At 69.9% G+C, this 21,300-nt stretch carries 11 protein-coding genes and 3 rRNA genes; 12 read left to right on the top strand and 2 right to left on the bottom strand.

Features of this window, described 5'->3' with window-relative positions; all coding sequences use genetic code 11:
• Positions 1 to 144 precede the first annotated feature (144 nt).
• The 9 genes from I4I81_RS00005 (at position 145) to I4I81_RS00045 (ending at position 17,034) form a co-directional block, all read left to right on the top strand.
• Positions 145 to 1,669: ribosomal RNA gene (locus tag I4I81_RS00005) — 16S ribosomal RNA — on the top strand.
• A gap of 376 nt (positions 1,670 to 2,045) precedes the next feature.
• Positions 2,046 to 5,158: ribosomal RNA gene (locus I4I81_RS00010) — 23S ribosomal RNA — on the top strand.
• A 135-nt stretch (positions 5,159 to 5,293) separates the two neighbouring features.
• Positions 5,294 to 5,410, top strand: a 5S ribosomal RNA gene (gene rrf, locus I4I81_RS00015).
• Together the 16S, 23S and 5S rRNA genes form the textbook arrangement of a ribosomal RNA operon.
• Before the next feature lie 230 nt (positions 5,411 to 5,640).
• On the top strand, positions 5,641 to 6,156 hold the full coding sequence (ssb, locus tag I4I81_RS00020; RefSeq protein ID WP_218602951.1) for a single-stranded DNA-binding protein: 516 nt from the start codon (positions 5,641 to 5,643) through the stop codon (positions 6,154 to 6,156).
• A gap of 25 nt (positions 6,157 to 6,181) precedes the next feature.
• Positions 6,182 to 7,861: an energy-dependent translational throttle protein EttA gene (ettA, locus tag I4I81_RS00025; protein ID WP_218602952.1), complete on the top strand. Its 1,680-nt coding sequence runs from the start codon at positions 6,182 to 6,184 to the stop codon at positions 7,859 to 7,861.
• Positions 7,862 to 7,974: 113 nt separating this feature from the next.
• Complete coding sequence (locus I4I81_RS00030) at positions 7,975 to 11,157, top strand: hypothetical protein (protein ID WP_218602953.1); 3,183 nt, start codon at positions 7,975 to 7,977, stop codon at positions 11,155 to 11,157.
• 105 nt (positions 11,158 to 11,262) lie between these two features.
• Entirely contained in the window at positions 11,263 to 15,975 is a 4,713-nt protein-coding gene (locus I4I81_RS00035; protein WP_226363656.1) for an NAD-glutamate dehydrogenase, read from the top strand.
• Between the two features lie 22 nt (positions 15,976 to 15,997).
• A complete protein-coding gene (locus tag I4I81_RS00040; RefSeq protein WP_218602954.1) occupies positions 15,998 to 16,411 on the top strand; it encodes an acyl-CoA thioesterase in 414 nt (137 codons plus the stop codon).
• Positions 16,408 to 17,034, top strand: a complete 627-nt coding sequence (locus tag I4I81_RS00045) for a DUF8185 domain-containing protein (RefSeq protein WP_218602960.1) — start codon at positions 16,408 to 16,410, stop codon at positions 17,032 to 17,034. Before I4I81_RS00040 ends, I4I81_RS00045 begins: the two co-directional genes overlap by 4 nt.
• A gap of 25 nt (positions 17,035 to 17,059) precedes the next feature.
• Here the strand turns inward: I4I81_RS00045 and I4I81_RS00050 are convergent, their stop codons facing one another.
• A complete protein-coding gene (locus I4I81_RS00050; RefSeq protein ID WP_218602955.1) occupies positions 17,060 to 18,559 on the bottom strand; it encodes an alpha-amylase family glycosyl hydrolase in 1,500 nt (499 codons plus the stop codon).
• A gap of 67 nt (positions 18,560 to 18,626) precedes the next feature.
• On the opposite strand from I4I81_RS00050, the gene I4I81_RS00055 reads away from it, so the two are divergent.
• The 3 genes from I4I81_RS00055 to I4I81_RS00065 are packed head-to-tail and all read left to right on the top strand — an operon-like array spanning position 18,627 to position 20,839.
• Positions 18,627 to 19,175 (top strand): sigma-70 family RNA polymerase sigma factor, encoded by a 549-nt coding sequence (locus I4I81_RS00055; protein ID WP_225924441.1) that lies wholly within the window; start codon positions 18,627 to 18,629, stop codon positions 19,173 to 19,175.
• Complete coding sequence (locus tag I4I81_RS00060) at positions 19,172 to 19,849, top strand: anti-sigma factor family protein (protein WP_218602956.1); 678 nt, start codon at positions 19,172 to 19,174, stop codon at positions 19,847 to 19,849. Before I4I81_RS00055 ends, I4I81_RS00060 begins: the two co-directional genes overlap by 4 nt.
• Before the next feature lie 12 nt (positions 19,850 to 19,861).
• Positions 19,862 to 20,839, top strand: a complete 978-nt coding sequence (locus tag I4I81_RS00065; RefSeq protein ID WP_218602957.1) for a DUF6925 family protein — start codon at positions 19,862 to 19,864, stop codon at positions 20,837 to 20,839.
• 1 nt (position 20,840) lies between these two features.
• On the opposite strand, the gene I4I81_RS00070 is transcribed toward I4I81_RS00065, so the two are convergent.
• Entirely contained in the window at positions 20,841 to 21,224 is a 384-nt protein-coding gene (locus I4I81_RS00070) for a globin (RefSeq protein ID WP_218615696.1), read from the bottom strand.
• Positions 21,225 to 21,300 lie beyond the last annotated feature (76 nt).

Below are 21,300 nucleotides of genomic sequence, written 5' to 3' on the forward strand. Positions count from 1 at the left end.
TGGTGTGCGGGTGTCTTTTGAGAACTCAACAGTGTGTCGAACTGTGTCGTCTTCGGATGACACGATCTTGAATTGGTTTTATGCCAGTTTGTTTTTCCTGCGACCCCGTCGCAGGTACTTTGGTTGGGTTTTCAACCTCTTTTTTTGTTGGAGAGTTTGATCCTGGCTCAGGACGAACGCTGGCGGCGTGCTTAACACATGCAAGTCGAGCGGTAAGGCCCTTTCGGGGGTACACGAGCGGCGAACGGGTGAGTAACACGTGGGTGACCTGCCCTCAGCTCTGGGATAAGCCCGGGAAACTGGGTCTAATACCGGATATGACCAACTGTCGCATGGTGGTTGGTGGAAAGTTTTTTCGGCTGGGGATGGGCCCGCGGCCTATCAGCTTGTTGGTGGGGTGATGGCCTACCAAGGCGACGACGGGTAGCCGGCCTGAGAGGGCGACCGGCCACACTGGGACTGAGACACGGCCCAGACTCCTACGGGAGGCAGCAGTGGGGAATATTGCGCAATGGGCGAAAGCCTGACGCAGCGACGCCGCGTGGGGGATGACGGCCTTCGGGTTGTAAACCTCTTTCGACCTTGACGAAGGCCTTCGGGTTGACGGTAGGGGTAGAAGAAGCACCGGCCAACTACGTGCCAGCAGCCGCGGTAATACGTAGGGTGCGAGCGTTGTCCGGAATTATTGGGCGTAAAGAGCTCGTAGGCGGTCTGTCGCGTCGGTCGTGAAAACTTGGGGCTTAACCCTGAGCTTGCGGTCGATACGGGCATGACTTGAGTTCGGCAGGGGAGACTGGAATTCCTGGTGTAGCGGTGAAATGCGCAGATATCAGGAGGAACACCGGTGGCGAAGGCGGGTCTCTGGGCCGATACTGACGCTGAGGAGCGAAAGCGTGGGGAGCGAACAGGATTAGATACCCTGGTAGTCCACGCCGTAAACGGTGGGCGCTAGGTGTGGGGGCCATTCCACGGTCTCTGTGCCGCAGCTAACGCATTAAGCGCCCCGCCTGGGGAGTACGGCCGCAAGGCTAAAACTCAAAGGAATTGACGGGGGCCCGCACAAGCGGCGGAGCATGTGGATTAATTCGATGCAACGCGAAGAACCTTACCTGGGTTTGACATGCACTAGACGCGTCTAGAGATAGGCGTTCCCTTGTGGCTGGTGTGCAGGTGGTGCATGGCTGTCGTCAGCTCGTGTCGTGAGATGTTGGGTTAAGTCCCGCAACGAGCGCAACCCTCGTTCCATGTTGCCAGCGGGTTATGCCGGGGACTCATGGGAGACTGCCGGGGTCAACTCGGAGGAAGGTGGGGATGACGTCAAGTCATCATGCCCCTTATGTCCAGGGCTTCACACATGCTACAATGGCCAGTACAGAGGGCTGCGAGACCGCGAGGTGGAGCGAATCCCTTAAAGCTGGTCTCAGTTCGGATTGGGGTCTGCAACTCGACCCCATGAAGTTGGAGTCGCTAGTAATCGCAGATCAGCAACGCTGCGGTGAATACGTTCCCGGGCCTTGTACACACCGCCCGTCACGTCACGAAAGTTGGTAACACCCGAAGCCGACGGCCTAACCCGTAAGGGAGGGAGTTGTCGAAGGTGGGACTGGCGATTGGGACGAAGTCGTAACAAGGTAGCCGTACCGGAAGGTGCGGCTGGATCACCTCCTTTCTAAGGAGTTCTCACCGTGTGGTGAGGCTGACCGGCCACTCTGAAGGTGGTTGGTTCTCCTTTCACGATAACCACGCTCTCGACGGATGGTCTTCGGGTCGTCGACTGGGGGTTGTGGCTGGGTGGAACATAATGACCAAGTAGATCTTCAAGGTGCGTTGGTTCTCTTCGGAGGGTTGGCGGGTTCGGCACGCTGTTGGGTCCTGAGAGGACACCTGTTGGTTGGGTGTTTGTCTCTGGCTGCTCCTGGCCTGGACCGTCTAACGCATCCCTGGTGCCGGCTTCGTGCTGGTTGGGTGGGTGTGGTGGTGGTCGTTGCGGGTCGGGGTGTGGTTGTGTGTTGAGTGTTGCATAGTGGATGCGAGCATCTTGTTGTGAACAAGTGTTTAAGGGCACATGGTGGATGTCTAGGCATCAGGAGCCGATGAAGGACGTGGGAGGCCGCGATAGGCCTCGGGGAGCTGTCAACCGAGCTGTGATCCGAGGATGTCCGAATGGGGAAACCCAGCACCCGTCATGGGGTGTTACCAACATCTGAATACATAGGGTGTTGGAGGGAACGTGGGGAAGTGAAACATCTCAGTACCCACAGGAAGAGAAAACAACCGTGATTCCGTGAGTAGTGGCGAGCGAAAGCGGAAGAGGCTAAACCTATGTCGTGTCAAGCCGGCAGGCGTTGCGATGTGGGTGTTGTGGGATTTCGTCGTAGGTGGACTGCCGTCTGCCTGACTTCGTGGTGTTGTGTTAGCGGAAAACCTCTGGAAAGGGTTGCCGTAGTGGGTGAGAGCCCCGTACGCGAAAACATGGCATGCGTTGTGGATGTTGCTCCCGAGTAGCAGCGAGCTCGTGGAATTTGCTGTGAATCTGCCGGGACCACCCGGTAAGCCTAAATACTCCCTGATGACCGATAGCGGACTAGTACCGTGAGGGAAAGATGAAAAGTACCCCGGGAGGGGAGTGAAATAGTACCTGAAACCGTGTGCCTACAAGCCGTCAGAGCCTTTGGGTGATGGCGTGCCTTTTGAAGAATGAGCCTGCGAGTTATGCTTCGTGGCGAGGTTAACCCGTGTGGGGTAGCCGTAGCGAAAGCGAGTCTGAATAGGGCGATTGAGTCGCGGGGTGTAGACCCGAAGCGGAGTGATCTACCCATGGCCAGGTTGAAGCGACGGTAAGACGTCGTGGAGGACCGAACCCACCTCGGTTGAAAACGGGGGGGATGAGCTGTGGGTAGGGGTGAAAGGCCAATCAAACTCCGTGATAGCTGGTTCTCCCCGAAATGCATTTAGGTGCAGCGTCGCGTGGTGGATGCCGGAGGTAGAGCACTGGATGGGCTAGGGGGACCAAAATCTTACTGAACTCAACCAAACTCCGAATGCCGGTATTTCTAGCGCGGCAGTGAGACTGTGGGGGATAAGCTTCATAGTCGAGAGGGAAACAGCCCAGATCACCGGCTAAGGCCCCTAAGCGTGCGCTAAGTGGGAAAGGATGTGGGATCGCCCAGACAACCAGGAGGTTGGCTTAGAAGCAGCCACCCTTTAAAGAGTGCGTAATAGCTCACTGGTCAAGTGGTCCTGCGCCGACAATGTAGCGGGGCTCAAGCGCACCGCCGAAGCCGTGGCAATACCACATGAGATCCGCTCCTGCAGCTTGCTGTGGGTGTGTAGTCGTGGTGTTGGGTAGGGGAGCGTCGTGCATCCAGTGAAGCGGCGGGGTGACCCAGTCGTGGAGGGTGTGCGAGTGAGAATGCAGGCATGAGTAGCGAATGCAGAGTGAGAACCTCTGCCGCCGAATGACCAAGGGTTCCTGGGCCAGGTTAATCCGCCCAGGGTGAGCCGGGACCTAAGGCGAGGCCGACAGGCGTAGTCGATGGACAACGGGTTGATATTCCCGTGCCCGTGATAGTGCGTCCGTGCTGAGGCCGGTGATGCTAACCATCCGAACCCGTTTACTGACCTTCGGGTTGGTTTGTCGGGGGAGCGTGGGAACCGATCCGGTAGTAGGCAAGCGATGGGGTGACGCAGGAGGGTAGCTCCGCCAGTTAATGGTAGTACTGGTGCAAGCGTGTAGCCCGACATCCAGGTAAATCCGGTTGTCATATAAGGGTGAGACGTGACGCGTAGCCGATTGAGGCGAAGTAGAGTGATCCCATGCTGCCGAGAAAAGCCTCTAGCGAGTGCTGTTGCGGCCCGTACCCCAAACCGACACAGGTGGTCAGGTAGAGAATACTAAGGCGATCGAGTGAACTGTGGTTAAGGAACTCGGCAAAATACCTCCGTAACTTCGGGAGAAGGAGGACCGCTTGCTGTGAAGCTCCTTGCGGGCTAGCGGTGGGCGGTCGCAGAGACCAGGCCCAAGCGACTGTTTACTAAAAACACAGGTCCGTGCGAAGTCGCAAGACGATGTATACGGACTGACGCCTGCCCGGTGCTGGAACGTTAAGAGGACCTGTTAGTCCTTCGGGGCGAAGCGGAGAATTTAAGCGCCAGTAAACGGCGGTGGTAACTATAACCATCCTAAGGTAGCGAAATTCCTTGTCGGGTAAGTTCCGACCTGCACGAATGGCGTAACGACTTGGGCGCTGTCTCGACCACAGACTCGGCGAAATTGCACTACGAGTAAAGATGCTCGTTACGCGCGGCAGGACGGAAAGACCCCGGGACCTTTACTACAGCTTGGTATTGGTGCTCGGTTCGGCTTGTGTAGGATAGGTGGGAGACTGTGAAGCGGCCACGCCAGTGGTTGTGGAGTCATTGTTGAAATACCACTCTGGTCGAATTGGGTGTCTCAACCTCGGGCCATGATCTGGTTCAGGGACAGTGCCTGGTGGGTAGTTTAACTGGGGCGGTTGCCTCCCAAAATGTAACGGAGGCGCCCAAAGGTTCCCTCAGCCTGGTTGGCAATCAGGTGTTGAGTGTAAGTGCACAAGGGAGCTTGACTGTGAGACCGACAGGTCGAGCAGGGACGAAAGTCGGGACTAGTGATCCGGCACCACCTGGTGGAAGGGGTGTCGCTCAACGGATAAAAGGTACCCCGGGGATAACAGGCTGATCTTGCCCAAGAGTCCATATCGACGGCATGGTTTGGCACCTCGATGTCGGCTCGTCGCATCCTGGGGCTGGAGTAGGTCCCAAGGGTTGGGCTGTTCGCCCATTAAAGCGGTACGCGAGCTGGGTTTAGAACGTCGTGAGACAGTTCGGTCCCTATCCGCCGCGCGCGCAGGAGACTTGAGGAAGGCTGTCCCTAGTACGAGAGGACCGGGACGGACGGACCTCTGGTGTGCCAGTTGTCCCGCCAGGGGCACGGCTGGTTGGCTATGTTCGGAAGGGATAACCGCTGAAGGCATCTAAGCGGGAAGCTCGTTCCAAGATGAGGTCTCCCACCACCTTGCGTGGTTAAGGCCCCCAGCAGACCACTGGGTTGATAGGCCAGAGATGGAAGCCCTGTAAAGGGTGGAGTTGACTGGTACTAATAGGCCGAGGGCTTGTTCATGACGAGTTGTTTGCATCCACTGTGCGACCCTGAACACACAACCATGTTGTGTGGTCGGGTTGCGGAACAGGCTCGTGTTGTCTCGCATCCACTAATTGCATACGCTGAAGTCGTCGCAACACGTTTCATAGTGTTGTCGGTGGTTATGGCGGAGGGGGAACGCCCGGTCCCATCCCGAACCCGGAAGCTAAGCCCTCCAGCGCCGATGGTACTGCACTCGTTAGGGTGTGGGAGAGTAGGTCGCCGCCGACATCAAACCTCATTTGTGGGCCCCCGCCGTCAGGCGGGGGCCCACTTTTTTGTGTCTCAAAGCTTCCAGTCTCTCATTCACGTCCGACGATCTGCCGGGTCGCGCTACATCTGACGGGTAGTTGTCCACATCGTCTCCTCGCCATCCACAGAAATCGGGTGGGTCTGGCGTGGTGCCCGCCGGCGGCGGCAGGCTCGGACTCGTCGCAAGGACCACCGGACGAGGAGAGATGATGAACCAGAACACCCTGATCGCGGTCGGCAACGTGATCACGCCCGTGCAGATCCGGCACACGCCGGACGGTGTTCCCGTCACGACCTTCCGCATCGCCTGCAATGAGCGGCGGTTCAACCGGGAGACCAACGAGTGGCTCGACAAGGACTCGTTCTTCGTCTCCGTCACCTGCTGGCGTCGGTTGGCCGAGAACGTGTGCCGGTCGCTGCGCAGTGGTGATCCGGTGATGGTCCGGGGCCGGCTGCTGACGCGGAGCTACGACACCGCGGATGGGCGTCGTACCACCGTCACCGAGATGGAAGCCGACGCCGTCGGGCCCGATCTGACCTGGTGCACCGCTCACGTCACACGCACGCGTCGTGCCGAGGGGGCGCCCGCGGTCGAGGCAGGGGAGCGGACGGCCGTGGAGGTGCAGCATCCCGGGTCGGACGATCCCTGGTCGGACCAGGGCGGGGCTGCGGAGGACGACGGTGTGCGCGAGCTGTCCGGCGCCGTACCGGCCGCAGGCCACTGAACCGCTGCGAACTACCATCGTGGGCGTGGCGGAGTTCATCTACAGCATGCAGAAGGTCCGGAAGGCCCACGGAGACAAGGTCATCCTCGATGACGTGTCGCTGAACTTCCTTCCGGGCGCCAAGATCGGCGTCGTCGGCCCGAACGGAGCCGGCAAGTCCACCGTGCTGAAGATCATGGCCGGGCTGGAGCACGCGAACAACGGTGAAGCCCTGCTCGCCCCCGGGGCGACGGTCGGCATCCTGCAGCAGGAGCCGCCCCTCAACGAGGAGAAGACCGTTCTCGGCAACGTCGAGGAGGGCCTGGGGGAGATCAAGCAGCAGCTCGACCGGTACACGGAGATCGCCAAGAAGATGGAGGACGGCGACTACTCCGACGAGCTGATGGAGGAGATGGGCCGTATCGGCGACATCCTCACCGACAACGACGCGTGGGAGCTCGACTCGCTCCTCGACCAGGCCATGGACGCTCTGCGGTGCCCGCCGCCGGACTCTCCGGTCGACATCCTCTCCGGGGGCGAGAGGCGCCGGGTGGCGCTGTGCAAGCTCCTCCTGGCCAAGCCCGATCTGCTCCTCCTCGACGAGCCCACCAACCACCTCGACGCGGAGAGCGTCCTGTGGCTCGAGCAGCATCTCGCCAGCTACGCGGGTGCCGTGCTCGCCGTGACCCACGACCGGTACTTCCTCGACAACGTCGCCGAGTGGATCATGGAGTTGGACCGCGGGCGGGCGATCGGATACCAGGGCAACTACTCGACGTACCTGGAGAAGAAGGCCGAGCGTGTCTCGGTCCAGGGTCGCAAGGACGCGAAGCTCGCGAAGCGGCTCACCGACGAGCTCGCGTGGGTCCGCTCCGGGGCGAAGGCTAGGCAGGCCAAGAGCCGGGCCCGCCTGCAGCGCTACGAGGAGATGGCTGCGGAGGCCGACAAGCACCGCAAGCTCGACTTCGAGGAGATCCAGATCCCCCCGGGCCCGCGCCTGGGCAACACCGTCGTCGAGGTAGACCACCTCGACAAGGGCTTCGACGGCCGGCTCCTCATCAAGGACCTGTCCTTCTCGCTGCCCCGCAACGGCATCGTCGGGGTCATCGGGCCCAACGGCGTCGGGAAGACGACCCTGTTCAAGACCATCGTGGGTCTGGAGCACGCCGACTCGGGCTCCGTGAAGGTCGGCGACACGGTCAAGCTGTCCTACGTCGACCAGAACCGCGGCGGCATCGATCCGCAGAAGAACGTCTGGGAGGTCGTCTCCGACGGGCTCGACCACATCCAGGTGGGCCAGACGGAGATGCCGTCCCGCGCCTACGTCGCGGCGTTCGGGTTCAAGGGTCCCGACCAGCAGAAGCCGGCCGGCGTCCTGTCCGGCGGCGAGCGCAACCGGCTCAACCTCGCGCTCACCCTCAAGGAGGGCGGGAACCTCATCCTCCTCGACGAACCCACCAACGACCTCGACGTCGAGACGTTGGGTTCGCTGGAGAACGCGCTGGAGCAGTTCCCCGGGTGCGCGGTCGTGATCTCCCACGACCGGTGGTTCCTCGACCGGGTCTGCACCCACATCCTCTCGTGGGAGGGCACGGACGAGAACCCGGCGTCGTGGTTCTGGTTCGAGGGCAACTTCGAGGCCTACGAGGCCAACAAGTTGCAGCGGCTCGGGGCGGAGGCCGCGCGCCCGCATCGGGTGACCCACCGTAAGCTCACGCGCGACTGAGCGCGGGCGCTACCCCGGCTGGTGGAGTCGGCTGGCTCATCCGGGGGTGCCCCGGCACTTCAGGAGGTCACGTGGAGTCGGCGAGTGCCCATGGATCGGCGGTCCCCCGGTCGGTGTCCGCACAGCAGGTGTTCGCCGCGACCACCGCGCTCCGGTGGACCCGGCCCGATCTCGCGGGGGCGTTGGCCGGGCACCTGATGGAGTCGGCCGACGGGGCCTCCGACCGGGACTCCTGGCTGACGGCCGCCGGATGGCGGGTGCACGCTGCGGCGGCCGTCGGCGACGGCCGCGAGATCGCCTCGGAGGTCCTGGAGGCGTTGTCGAGGTGGGGCTCGGACGCACTCATGGCCCCGGCCGCCGTGCGGCTCCGGCTCGAGCTGGCCGTGCTGGGCCACGACGCGGGGGAGACGGGCACCGCGACGGCGCTGCTCGGCAGCGTGCCCGGGGACGACGCGGATCCGGAGGTCCTGGCGGACGCCGCCATCGCGCGCCTGCGTTGCGGCGGCGACGGGCCGCTCGACCCGACCGACTCGCTGGCGGCGTGGACGTCCGTCGGTGGCCCGGCGGCGCAGGTGGGCTCGGCCGCCGCGCTCCTGCTGACGGCCGCCGCGGACCGCAGGAACGGCCGACCCGTCGAGGCCGTGGCCCGTGCGGCCGACGGCCTCAGCCGGCTCGATCGCGCCCGGCCGTCCCCGCGGGCCCTCAGCCCGTCGCCCCACCTGGCCGCAGCACTCGCGGCCGAGTGGATCTCTTCGCTGATCGAGGCGGGCCGCTCCGACCAGGCGAGCGAGGGCAGCAGGCCGCTGCGTGAGCGGCTCGTCGAGCACACCCGCCCGACGCGGCAGCTGGCCCTGCTCCGCCTCACCCTCACGCGGGTGGCCGCGGCGGAGGCGGGAGGGGCTGCGGGCGACCTCGTGCGGGAGCTGGAGCGGGCCGCGCACGAGGCGGCCGCGAGTGACACCCCGGAGCTCGAGCACATCTGCCGGACCGCGCTGGGAGAGGTCCACGAGTTCGCCGGCCGGTCGGATGCGGCGCGGGAGTCCGTGCGGCTCGCGGTCGTCGCCGACCGCCGCCACCGGGTCCGGGCCGCCCGATTCCGCACCGCGCTCGTGTCGCTGCCGGGTCTCGTCGCGGGCCCCGGCGCAGCGCCGCCGTCGGCCTCCGTGGTCGAGGAGGCGCCGGACCGGCGGCTCAGGGAGATCCGTCGGATCATCGGCGGCGAGGGCGGACGGCGCACCCCCGACAGGGAGAGGCCCGTCGTCGAGCCGCACCCCGCACGCGAGACCGGGCCCGCCGGGTCGGCCGACCGCACCGCCAAGCTGCGCGCGGTGCAGGCGGCGTCGATGGCGGAGCACCGCCCGCCGGACACCGCGCCCGACGGTGCCGGTCGGGGTCGGCGCAGGCGACGCGCGGAGGGCGGGAGCGAAGCCCCCGCGAACGGGACGGCATGGGGCGCGGTGGCCTGGACGAACGGCCACGGCGACCCGGACGGGCGGGACGACGGCTCGGGGTTGAAGACGAACGGCCGGGCCACGCACGACCGGTCTGCGCACGACCGGTCTGCGCACGACCGGTCTGCGCACGACCGGTCTGCGGGCGACGACTCCGCGGGTGTCCGGCCTGCTGGCGACCGGTCTGCTGGCGACCGGGCTTCCGACGATCGAGCTTCCGACGACCGGGGAACCGGCCGGGGCGTGCACGGCCGGGGTGCGAACGGCCGGGGTGCGAACGGCAACGGGTCGGGCGAGACGGCGTCGGGCGAGACGGCGTCCGGCGAGACGGCGTCCGGCGAGACGGGGTCCGGCGGCACGGCGTCCGGCGGCACGGGTGCGGGGGGCCACTCCCGCGTGGACCGAGCGACCCGTCGCTCCGGCGGCCCGGCCGGATCCGCCGCACAGGACCGGCCGGATCCGTGGTCGACCGGCGTCTGGTCGGCCGGGGCGTGGGCCGTGGATGCCGTGCCGGCGCCCGCGCACCGTGCCGACCCCGGTCCGGCGCCGCACCGTGCGGACGCCGCCCAGGCCGACGAAGCACCGGTCGAGTCGGACGGGCCGGTGAACGGGCACTCCGGACGGACCGCGGTCGCGTCGGCGCTGGCCGATCCGGAGGCCTGGCTGGCGTCGGCGCTCGCCGACCTGGACCGGATCTGGGGGCGGCGCCCCGACGGACAGGACACCGGCCGGGAGAACACCAGCCAGGAGAGCGCCGACGAGCAGGTCGTCGACCGGGTGGAGCACGACCGTCCCGGCGGGGAACCGGCGTCGCCGCGGTGCGTGGTCGTGATCGACCTGGCCCGGGGCGGCGTGCGCCTGCCCGCCGATGAGTCGGCCCCGACCATGCGGCGCGTCGCGCGGCGGCTGGCACAGCGGCTCCCGACGTCGGGGCGGCTCGACCGCAGCACACCGGACGCGGTGTCGGTGGTCCTGGCCGACGGCGATCGCGCCGCAGCCGCGGAGTGGATGCGACGGGTGGTCCCGGCCCTCGTCGACGGATTGGCCGTCGACGCCGCGGTGCAGGGTGCGCTGCTGCGCGCCGCCGTGCACGACGAGCACGGGGTGGTGGGTGCGCAGGTCCTGCAGCGCCTCGACGGCGGCCGGTCCCGGCCGGACGCGGACCCCGCGTCGATCCCGTCCGGGCAGGCGGCGCGGCGATCGGAGGCCGCTGACGGTGGTCGGCCCGCCGACGGTCTCGACGTCCCGGCCGCCCCGGTCGCGGGGCCCGTCGATGCCGGTCGATCTGTGACCGGCATCGAGGTCACCGCGATGCAGGGCCCGTTGCACACCGGGCCCGGTCGAGCCGTGGACGGTCCCGACGCCCCCGCCGCGCGGGGCCTGTCGCACGCCGAGCCCGGCCGGTCCGTCGACGGTCCCGACACCCGAGGGCCGTCCCGGCCCGACGGCGCCGACGTCCCGGGTTCCCACCCGCCGGGGCCGGCCGTCGGTCCGGGCGCCCCTGGCCGCCACGACGACTCGGGTGGGCGTCGGCCGTACCTGCCCGACGGGGTGGTCGTGCGGCCGGGTTCCGGCGGACGGCGGCACCGACGCGGCGACGGTCCCACGCCGGACCCACTCGGGGCCGACGCGACGCCCGGTCCGACGACGGGCGGGCCGACCGATCCGGAGCCGACCCTTCGGGCCCCGACCACGTCCGAGCCGGATCCGGCAGCGGGACCCCCGAGGGCGCACGGGCCCGGCGAACAGCGCACGACACCCGCCTCGGCGGGCCCGTCCTCGACCGACGGGCTGGGTCTGGCCGACCTGCTCGCCGGAGCGCTCGCCGCGTACCGGGGCATCTGAGCCGGTCTCGGGGGGTGATCGCGGCGTCACCCGACCGGGGAGCCCTGCCCGGACGTGTGGGCATAGGGTGGCCCCGTCCCCGATCATCCAACCCCGGAGCGGCATGTGACCACCGGCGAGCGGGCGACGAAGCCCGGCCCCGAACTGACGGCCCTGCGTTCGCTCTACGCACGGCACGCCCCTGACCTGGAGCGACTCTCCGGCGACCACCTCCCGATGCTGCTCGACGCGGCGCGCTCGCACGTCGAGCTGGCCGGGCGGCGGGCGGCGGGGGAGCCGCTGATCCGGGTCCGGGCCGCGCAGCCCGACGGTGGGCCGGCGGCCGGACCGGTGGTCGAGGTCGTCACCGACGACATGCCGTTCCTGGTGCAGTCGTTGCTCGCGGCGGTCGCCCGGGCGGGTGGCGAGGTCACGCGGGTGATCCACCCGATCGTCGTGGTCCGCCGCGACGCCGACGGGGGCCTCGACGACGTGCTCACCGACGCCGACCCGGCCGCGCCTCCCGCGGACGGCACCGTCGAGTCCTGGATCCACCTCGACCTGGAGCCGCTGGACCTCTCGTCCGACGACCTGGCCGCACGGCTGTCCGAGGTCCTGCGCGAGGTCCGCGAGATCGTCGACGACGCCGAACCGATGATCGCGACGGCGCTGCGGATCGCCGACGGCCTGCCGTCGCGGGCCCCGGCCGACGCCACGGCCCAGCCCCGCGACGTGGCGGACCTGCTGCGCTGGCTCGCCGACGGCCACGTCACGTTCCTCGGGTACCGCCACTACCGCGCCACGCCCGACGGCGAACTGGTCGCCGAACCCGCTTCCGGCCTCGGGGTGCTCCGCCGCGACGCCGCGGCCCGCGCGTTCGCCCCGCACGTCGACACCCCCCCGGGGCGGCCCGACCTGCTGGTCATCACGCGCGCGAGCGAGGTCGGCCCGCTGCGTCCCGAGCACCCGTACCACCTGGCGGTGGCCACCGTCGACGGCGAGGGCCGGCTCACCGGTGAGCACCGCTTCCTGGGCCTGCTGACGGTGCCGGCGCTCTACGAGAGCGTCCTCGACATCCCGGTGATCGCCCGCCGCGTGCGCGACGCGGTCCACCGGGCCGGGTTCCCGTTGGAGTCCTACTCGGGGCAGCAGATGCTCGAGGTCATCTCCGAGCTGCCCCGCGAGGAGCTGTTCAGCGCGGGCGTCGAGCGGCTCCACGACACCGCCGTCGGCGTGCTCGCCGTCGCCGGGCGGCGCGCGGTGCGGCTGTTCCTGCGCCCCGACCCGTACCGCCGCTTCGTGTCGTGCCTGGTCTACCTGCCGCGCGACCGCTACACGACCTCCTCGCGCCTCGCGATGGCCGACGTCCTGCAGCGCAGGCTCGGCGGCACGGGCGTCGACCACACCGCCCGGGTGTCGGAGTCGGCACTCGCGCTCGTCCAGTTCACCGTGCACACCCCGCCCGACGCGGCCGGTTTCGACGACGTCGACGTGTCGACGCTGCAGGACGAGCTGACCGGGGCCGTCCGCACCTGGGACGACCGGCTGCAGTCCACCCCCGAGGGCGCCGAGGTCGGGGCGCTGCTGACCGGCGTGCCGGAGACGTACAAGGCCGCGGTCGACCCGCAGCATGCGGTGGCCGACCTGCGTCGGATCGCCGCGCTGAGCGGCCCCGGCGACTTCTCGGTGCGCCTGCACGACTCGCAGCCCGGCGGGACGCGGCGGTTCGGGCTCTACCTCGCCGGCGCCCCCGCGACGCTGACGGCCGTCCTGCCGCTGCTGCAGCAGCTCGGCGTGGAGGTCCTCGACGAGCGCCCGTCGGAGTTCGTCCGGCCCGACGGGCTGCGGTGCTTCCTCTACGAGTTCGGCGTGCGCGTCGACGAGGCCACCCGCGCCGCGCTGGCCGGGCGGTCCGAGGCGGAGGTGGAGTCCGGGTTCAGCGAGGCGTTCAGCGCGGCCTGGCGCGGCGACGCCGAGACCGACCGGTTCTCCGCGCTCGTGCTCCGGGCCGGGCTGCCGTGGCGCGAGGTGGCGGTGCTGCGCGCCTACGCCCGCTACGCGCGCCAGATCGGGAGCCCCTACAGCCCGCAGTACATGGCCGACACGCTGTTGATGCAGCCCGCTGTGGCCGCGGCGCTCGTCGGTGTGTTCCGGGCCCGGTTCGACCCGGCCGTGCCCGACCGCGCGCGGGCCGAGTCCGCCGCGCTCGCCGGGGCCCGCGCCCTGATCGACGCCGTCACCGGCCTCGACGCCGACCGGATCCTGCGCGGTTACCTGGCGATGATCACCGCGACGCTGCGCACCAACTGGTTCCGCCACCGCGGGTTCTTCTCGTTCAAGATCGACCCGTCGGCCGTGCCGGACATGCCGGCACCGCGTCCGAAGTTCGAGATCTGGGTGTACTCGCCTCGGGTCGAGGGCGTACACCTGCGGTTCGGGGCCGTCGCGCGCGGGGGTCTGCGCTGGTCGGACCGGCCGCAGGACTTCCGCACGGAGATCCTCGGGCTGGTCAAGGCGCAGGCCGTGAAGAACGCGGTGATCGTGCCGGTCGGGGCCAAGGGCGGGTTCTTCGTCCGCGCGGCGCGGCCGGAGCCTGCCGAGGTCGAGGCCTGCTACCGCATGTTCATCTCGGGGCTGCTCGACGTCACCGACAATCTCGTGGACGGGGCGACGGTGCCCCCGCCGGACGTCGTGCGCCACGACGGCGACGACTCCTACCTGGTCGTGGCCGCCGACAAGGGCACCGCGCGGTTCTCCGACACCGCCAACGAGGTCGCGGCGTCGTACGGCTTCTGGCTCGGCGACGCGTTCGCCTCCGGCGGTTCCGTCGGTTACGACCACAAGGCCATGGGGATCACGGCGAAGGGGGCGTGGGAGAGCGTCAAGCGGCACTTCCGCGAGCTCGGCGTCGACACCCAGACGCAGCCGTTCACGGTCGTCGGCGTCGGCGACATGTCCGGTGACGTCTTCGGCAACGGGATGCTGCTCTCCCGCCACATCCGGCTGGTCGCGGCGTTCGACCACCGCCACGTGTTCGTCGACCCGACCCCCGACGCGGCGACGACCTTCGTCGAGCGCGAGCGGATGTTCGCGCTGCCGCGCTCGTCGTGGGACGACTACGACCGGTCGTTGATCAGCGCGGGCGGCGGCGTGTGGGCGCGCACCGAGAAGTCGGTGCCGGTGGGGGCGGAGATCCGGGCCGCACTCGGGCTCGCGGACGACGTCACGCGGCTGAGCCCGCCCGAGCTGATCGCCGCCATCCTCCGCGCACCCGTCGATCTCCTGTGGAACGGCGGCATCGGGACCTATGTGAAGGCCGTCGACGAGACGCACGACGCCGCGGGCGACAAGGCCAACGACGCCGTCCGCGCCGACGGCGCGGAACTGCGGGTCAAGGTCGTCGGCGAGGGCGGCAACCTCGGGCTGACCCAGAAGGGTCGCATCGAGTTCGCGCGCGCCGGGGGGAAGATCAACACCGACGCGATCGACAACTCGGCGGGCGTCGACTGCTCCGACCACGAGGTCAACATCAAGATCCTGCTCGACCGGCTCGTCGCGGCGGGGGAGCTGGAGAAGGGCGCCCGCAACGCGGTCCTCGTCGAGATGACCGACGAGGTGTCCGAGCTGGTGCTCGCCGACAACCGCGACCAGAACGCGGTGCTCGGCATCGCCCGGGCGCACGCGGCCGACATGACCGGCGTACACGGCAGGCTCACCGCCGACCTCGTGGAGCGCTATGGGCTCGTCCGGACGCTGGAGGTGCTCCCCGACGCGGCGGGCTTCGCCGCACTCGAGGCGGCGGGGCAGGGCCTGAGCAGCCCGGAGCTCTCGACGTTGCTCGCGCACACGAAGCTCGACCTCACCGCGCAGGTGCTCGCCACCGACCTCCCGGACGTGAGCGCGTTCGCGTCGCGGGTGCCGGAGTACTTCCCGCACGCGATCCGGGAGCGGTTCCCCGCCGCGATCGCCGGGCACCCGCTGCGGCGCGAGATCGTGACGACGCAGCTGGTCAACGAGATGGTCGACGGCGCGGGGATGACGTACGTGTTCCGGCTGGGCGAGGAGACGGGGGCGTCGGCGACGGACGCGGTGCGCGCCTACGCCGTCACCACGGCGGTGTTCGACCTCCCCGCGCTGTGGACCGAGCTGCGCGACCCCGGCATCCCGACCGCGGTGGCCGACCAGATCGTGCTGGAGTCGCGGCGGCTGCTCGACCGGGGATCGCGCTGGTTCCTCACCAACCGGCCGCAGCCGCTCGCCGTGGGGGCCGAGGCGGCGCGGTTCGCGGCCACGGTCCGGGGGCTGCGCGCGCAGCTGCCCGGGTTGCTGCGGGGACGCGAGCTCGAGGCGGTGCAGGAGCGGGCGCGGCAACTCGGCGCGGCGGGCGTCGGTGCGGAGTGCTCGCTGCGCTCGGGTGCGCTGATGTACGGCTACGGGCTGCTCGACGTCGTCGAGCTGGTGGAGCTCTCCGAGCGCGACCGCGAGCCGCGGGAGCCCCGCGAGGTGGCGGAGCTGTACTACGCGATGTCCGAGCACCTGGGCATCGACCTCGCACTGACGTCGGTGAGCGCACTGGAGCGTGGCGACCGCTGGCACGCGCTGGCCCGTCTCGCCCTGCGCGACGACCTCTACGGCTCGCTGCGTTCGGTCACCCTCGACGCACTGCGGGAGGCCGCACCCGGCACCCCGGTCGAGGACGCCATCGCCCAGTGGGAGCAGGCCAACGCGAGCCGGTTGGTGCGTGCCCGCGCGGCGCTCTACGAGGTCGGCACGGCCGGGCAGCTCGACCTGGCGACCCTCTCGGTGGTCTCCCGGCAGCTCCGGGGCCTGGCCCGCTGACCGCGGGTGAGAGGGTGCTGACGTGACCGCCTACGTCGCGCAGGTGCCCCTGCGCTGGACCGACCAGGACTCCTACCGGCACCTCAACCACGCGCGCGCGGTGACGCTGCTGGAGGAGGCGCGGATCGCGCTGTTCTTCGACCGCGCCGCCGCCGACGGGGTCGGGACGTTCTCGTCGGGGCTGCTCGTCGTCGGGCTGGGGGTCGAGTACACGAGGCAGGTGGCGTACCGCTCGCACGCCCTACGCGTCGCGATGACCGTCGAGGAGGTGCGTGCCGCGACCTTCGTCATCCGCTACGCCCTGCACGACGGGCCGGGCGAGGACGCGCCGGTGGCGATCACCGCGCACACGCGGATGGCCACGTTCGACCTCGCCGCGCAGCGCCCGCGGCGGCTGAGCACGGAGGAGAAGACGTGGCTGGGGGAGTGGGCATGACCGCGCTGGAGATCCCCGATGCGGACGAGCGGGGCGACCTCGGCGCGTTCATCGGCCGGGTCGTGCGCCTCGACACCGTCGCGACCGTCCGGCTGCGGGCGGCGAACGGGGTGGTCACCGCATGGGCGTCGACGCCGTTCGACGTGCTCGCCACCCGGTCCGTGCACGGCTCGCTCGACCCCACCGACGTCACGCTGCCGGCGTCGTCGCTGCTCACGGCGCTGTCGGTGGAGCGGGCCGGGGTCGTCGACCCGGGATCCGGCGGGCTGTGGCAGGGCGAGCTGCCGCCCGTCGACGGGTGGGAGCCGGTCGATGCGGTGCCCGCGGAGGAGATCGAGAAGCTCACCGAACGAGGGCTGACGGTGGCGCGCGAGAACGCGGGCCCGATGGGCCCGCCCGCGTCGCTGCTGGACCAGACGGTGCTCACCGTCAGCGCGGGCGACGGGCCCGCGGTGAAGGTGCCGATGCGGTGCCTGTTCGCGCTGTCCGGGATGGGGTTCGTCGCGGGCGACGCGGGCGACGCGGTGAAGGTGTCGGCCACCGGCTCCTGGCTGCGCCTCGACGCCCGCTACGGCGCCGTCGTGCGCCGCAGGCTCACCGCGCTGCCGCTGCTGCTGGCCTGAGCCACGATCTCCGCCTACGGAGCCGTCAGGCCAACCAGACCGCCGTGTCGGGCGGGAGCAGGCCCCCGGCGAGCGGGCTGCTGGAGAGCAGGACGTCGCCCGGGGGCAGGGGGACCGGGGTGTCGCCGGTGTTCAGCGCGCACACCAGCGTGGACCCGGCGCGCCGGAACGCCAGGCAGTTCTCCGGGGCGCCGAACCACTCCAGGTCCCGGCCGGTGAACCCCGGGTGGCTGCGGCGCAGCTCGAGTGCGCGGCGGTACACCGACAGCGTCGACGCGGTGTCCTCCAACTGGTCGGCGACCAGCCGGTCGGCCCACTCCTCGGGGATCGGCAGCCACGGCTGGCCGGTGGTGAAGCCGAACCCGGGGGCGGTGCCCTCCCACGGCAGCGGGACGCGGCAGCCGTCGCGGCCGCGGTCGGTGCGCCCGGACTGTCGCCAGCGCGGGTCCTGCAGGGCGTCGTCGGGCAGCTCGACGTCGGGCAGGCCCAGCTCCTCGCCGTTGTAGAGGACGACCGTGCCGGGCAGCGCCAGCGTCACCATCGCCATCGCGCGGGCGCGGGCGACGCCGCCGTAGCGGGAGACCGGGCGGGCCGTGTCGTGGTTGGCCAGCGTCCACGACGGCGGTGACGGGGTGCCGGCGACGGCGTCGAAGGAGTCCTCGATCGCGTCGCGGACGGCGTCGGCGTCGAAGGCGCACTCCAGCAGGCGGTAGGTCAGCCCGACGTGCAGCTCGTCGGCCCGCACGTAGCGGGCGAACGCGGCGTCGTCGCGGACGCAGACCTGCCCGACGAGCAGGCACTCCGGGAAGTGGTCGACCACCGCGCGGACCATGCGGTGGACGTCGTGCACGCCCTCGTGGTCGAAGCGCGGATCGGCCGGGCCGTCACCGGCGTCGGGGAGGCCGTCGGGCTTGCTCATGCCGTGTGCGACGTCGATGCGGAAGCCGTCGACGCCGCGGTCGAGCCAGAACCGGACCGTCTTCTCCAGGTCGGCCCAGACCTCGGGGTTGGTCCAGTTCAGGTCGGGCTGGTCGGGGGAGAACAGGTGCAGGTACCACTCCGGGTCCCCGGGGATCCGGGTCCACGCCGGGCCGCCGAACACGCTGTGCCAGTCGTTGGGCGGATGGTCACCGCGACCGGGCCGGAAGTGGTAGCGCTCGCGCTCGGGGCTGCCGGGCGCCGACCCGCGGGCTGCGCGGAACCACTCGTGCTCGGTGGAGGTGTGGTTGGGCACCAGGTCGACGACGATCCTCAGTCCGTGGTCGTGGGCGTCGGAGACCAGCGCGTCGAACACGGCGAGGTCGCCGAACACCGGATCGACGTCGCGCGGGTCGGCGACGTCGTAGCCGTGGTCGGCCATCGGCGACGGGTAGAACGGGGTCAGCCACAGCGCGTCGACACCCAGTAGCTCCAGGTAGCCGAGACGGGACCGGATACCGTCCAGGTCGCCCACGCCGTCACCGTCGGAGTCGGTGAAGCTGCGCACGTAGACCTGGTAGACCACCGCCTCGCGCCACCACTGCACGGGGGAATCTTGTCAAACTTCCGGCCCGGATGAACGGATTGCCGGTCACGGCGCGTAGTACGCCACGATGGACACACCAGCGGTAGCGATCGGGGGTGGCCTCCTGCATGACGAGGCCGGTCTGCGGGCTGCGCACCGGGAGCACGCCGGGGAGCTGTTCCGCTTCGTCCTGCGCCAGCTGCGCGACACCGGGGCGGCGGAGGACGTCGTCCAGGAGGTGTTCCTGCGCGCGTGGCGCTCGGCGGGCACGTTCGACGCCGCGCGCGGCTCGGTGCGGGCGTGGTTGTTCGCGATCGCGCGCAACCTCGTCATCGACCACACCCGGCGACGATCGGTGCGTCCGGTGCAGCCGGTCGGCGCCGAGCGGCTCATCGCCCTCGCGGGCGGCGACGGCGGCTTCGACGAGGCCACGATGACGGCCTGGACGGTGGAGGAGGCGCTGCGGCGCCTGTCCGACGAGCACCGCGTCGCGCTGGTGGAGACCTACCTGCGGGGCCGGCCGTACGGCGAGGTGTCCGCGGAGCTGGGCGTGCCCGTGGGTACGGTCCGCAGCCGCGTGTTCTACGGGCTCAAGGCCCTGCGACTGGTACTCGACGAGATGGGGGTGGAGCTGTGACGGGCGGGACGCATCGGACGATCCGGGAGCAGCTCGGCGCCTACGCGCTGGGGCAGCTGTCCGGGGACCGGTGGCGCGCGGTGCACGACCACCTGGGGTCCTGCGCGGCCTGCCGCGCCGACCTCGACGAGATCGCGCCGGTGGCGGGCCTGCTCGGCGGTGCCCGCGACCGGCTCGGCGTCGACGACCTGGGTCCCGGCCCGCAGCCGCCGCCCCTGCCGGACTCCCTCATCGCGGAGGTGCGCGCGGCCGCGCCCGCCGTGCCCGCCCCGCAGCCGCGCCGGCCACGGCGGGTGCTGCTCGCGGCGGCGGCCGCGGCGGGCGTGCTGCTCGCCGGGGGCATCGGGTACCTCGCGGGCGGCTCGGTCGGTGACGTCGAGTTCGAGCAGGTCGCGGTGCGGTCGCTCGACCCCGCGATCCGTGCGGAGGCCGCCGTGGTGCCGCACACCTGGGGCATGGAGTTCACGCTCACCGCCACCGGGTTCGACGACGGAGCCGCGTACGCCGTCACGGTCACCGACGACGCGGGCCGGGTCGTCGGGGCCGGGGAGTTCCTCGGCACGGGCGAGTCGGAGATGCGCTGCAACCTCAACTCGTCGGTCCTGCGCGCGGACGCCTCGCTCGTCCAGGTCACCGGGCCCGACGGAGAGGTCGTACTCGACGCCGCCGTGTGACACGCTCTGCCGATGGATCGGACGACGGACCCCGCGCTCGGCCCCGTCCGGGTCCTGGTCGAGGAGCACCTGGCGTTGGAGACGTCCTCGTGGTCGGCCGGTGCACCGGGCGCGCTGGCCCGGCTGACCCGCACACCCGGTGAGCGTGCGCAGCGCGGGCCCAACAGCGTGGTGACCGCCCGCGGCGGGTTGCGGGTCGTGCTGCCCGACGACGCGATAGCCGTCGCCTACGAGACGCCGTCGTCGCGTGACCCGATGCGCTGGCTGCACGCCGTCGCGTTCTGTGTGCCCGACGAGGACGCGCGCTGCGCGGGGCGACGGGTCGTCACCGAGCTCGGGCCCGATTCGGAGGCCCTGCGCCCGCCCGACCTGTCCGGGACCCTGTTCGACCTCGGTCTCGGTGCGGTCGCCGCCGACGTCCTGGTGCGCACCGCCGATCCCGAGGCCGTCGAGGTGCTGCGGGCCGCGGTCGGCCGCGACGCCGTCAGCGGCGGGTTGCTGGCGCAGCTCACCGGTGCGGCACCGGACGTCGTCGTGGTCACGGCGGCGGGACGGATGGAGATCACCGCGCCCGGCGGCGGCACGGGGCTGCGCCTGCGGCCCGCGCACGTCCGGCAGGATCCGGGGCCTGCGGCGCACCTCCCGGTGCCCGACGGCTGGACGTCGGTGCTGCGGCTGCACCCGGCGCACCCCGCCGCCGAGCCCGACGGGCAGCCCGTGCCGTTCGACCCGGAGCGTGACGCCGCGTTCCGCGCGCTGCTCGCCGAGCACGGCGACCCGGTGCTCGGCGTGGTGGCGGCCGACGTCGTCGACGCGGTCCGGGCGATGCGGGGCCCGGAGACGATGGACCTGCCCGGCGACCCGGCCAGCCGCGCCGCGATCGCCGTGACGCTGCGCCGGCTCGCGTTCACCGACGGCACGTCCGGCACGCTCGCGGCGTGGCGCGGGCACTACGGGCCGACCGTGGAGCTGGCCGACCCCGACGAGTGACCTAGAAGTCCGAGTTCTGCATGCTCGCGGCCGCATAGGTCATGTACTGCCAGATCTGCTCGCGGTGGGCGTCGTCGAAACCGGCCTCGTCGACGGCGATGCGCATGCAGCGCAGCCACGCGTCGCGCTCGATCGGGCCGATCTTGTACGGGTTGTGCCGCATCCGCAGTCGCGGGTGTCCGCGCTGGTCGGAGTAGGTGCGCGGGCCGCCCCAGTACTGCTCCAGGAACATCCGCAGCCGGACCTCGGCCGGGCCGAGGTCCTTCTCGGGGTAGAGCGGGAGCAGGACGTCGTCGGCGGCGACCTCCTCGTAGAAGCGGGAGACGAGCTTGTCGAAGACGGGCGCGCCGCCCACCTCGGCGTAGAAGTTCTGTGGATCGGTCACGGCTCCATCATCCTCCGGGGCACTCGGGGGCGGGAAACGGGCGACTCGCGGGCGGGAATCCCGCGACTCGCGGGCG

This window comes from Pseudonocardia abyssalis, from assembly GCF_019263705.2.
Classification (GTDB): Bacteria; Actinomycetota; Actinomycetes; order Mycobacteriales; family Pseudonocardiaceae; genus Pseudonocardia; species Pseudonocardia abyssalis.

Excerpts from the sequence above, each read along its gene's own strand:
- I4I81_RS00055 (WP_225924441.1), top strand. The coding sequence starts at position 18,627 with ATGGACACACCAGCGGTAGCGATCGGGGGTGGCCTCCTGCATGACGAG.
- I4I81_RS00045 (WP_218602960.1), top strand. The coding sequence starts at position 16,408 with ATGACCGCGCTGGAGATCCCCGATGCGGACGAGCGGGGCGACCTCGGC.
- I4I81_RS00065 (WP_218602957.1), top strand. The coding sequence starts at position 19,862 with ATGGATCGGACGACGGACCCCGCGCTCGGCCCCGTCCGGGTCCTGGTC.
- ssb (WP_218602951.1), top strand. The coding sequence starts at position 5,641 with ATGAACCAGAACACCCTGATCGCGGTCGGCAACGTGATCACGCCCGTG.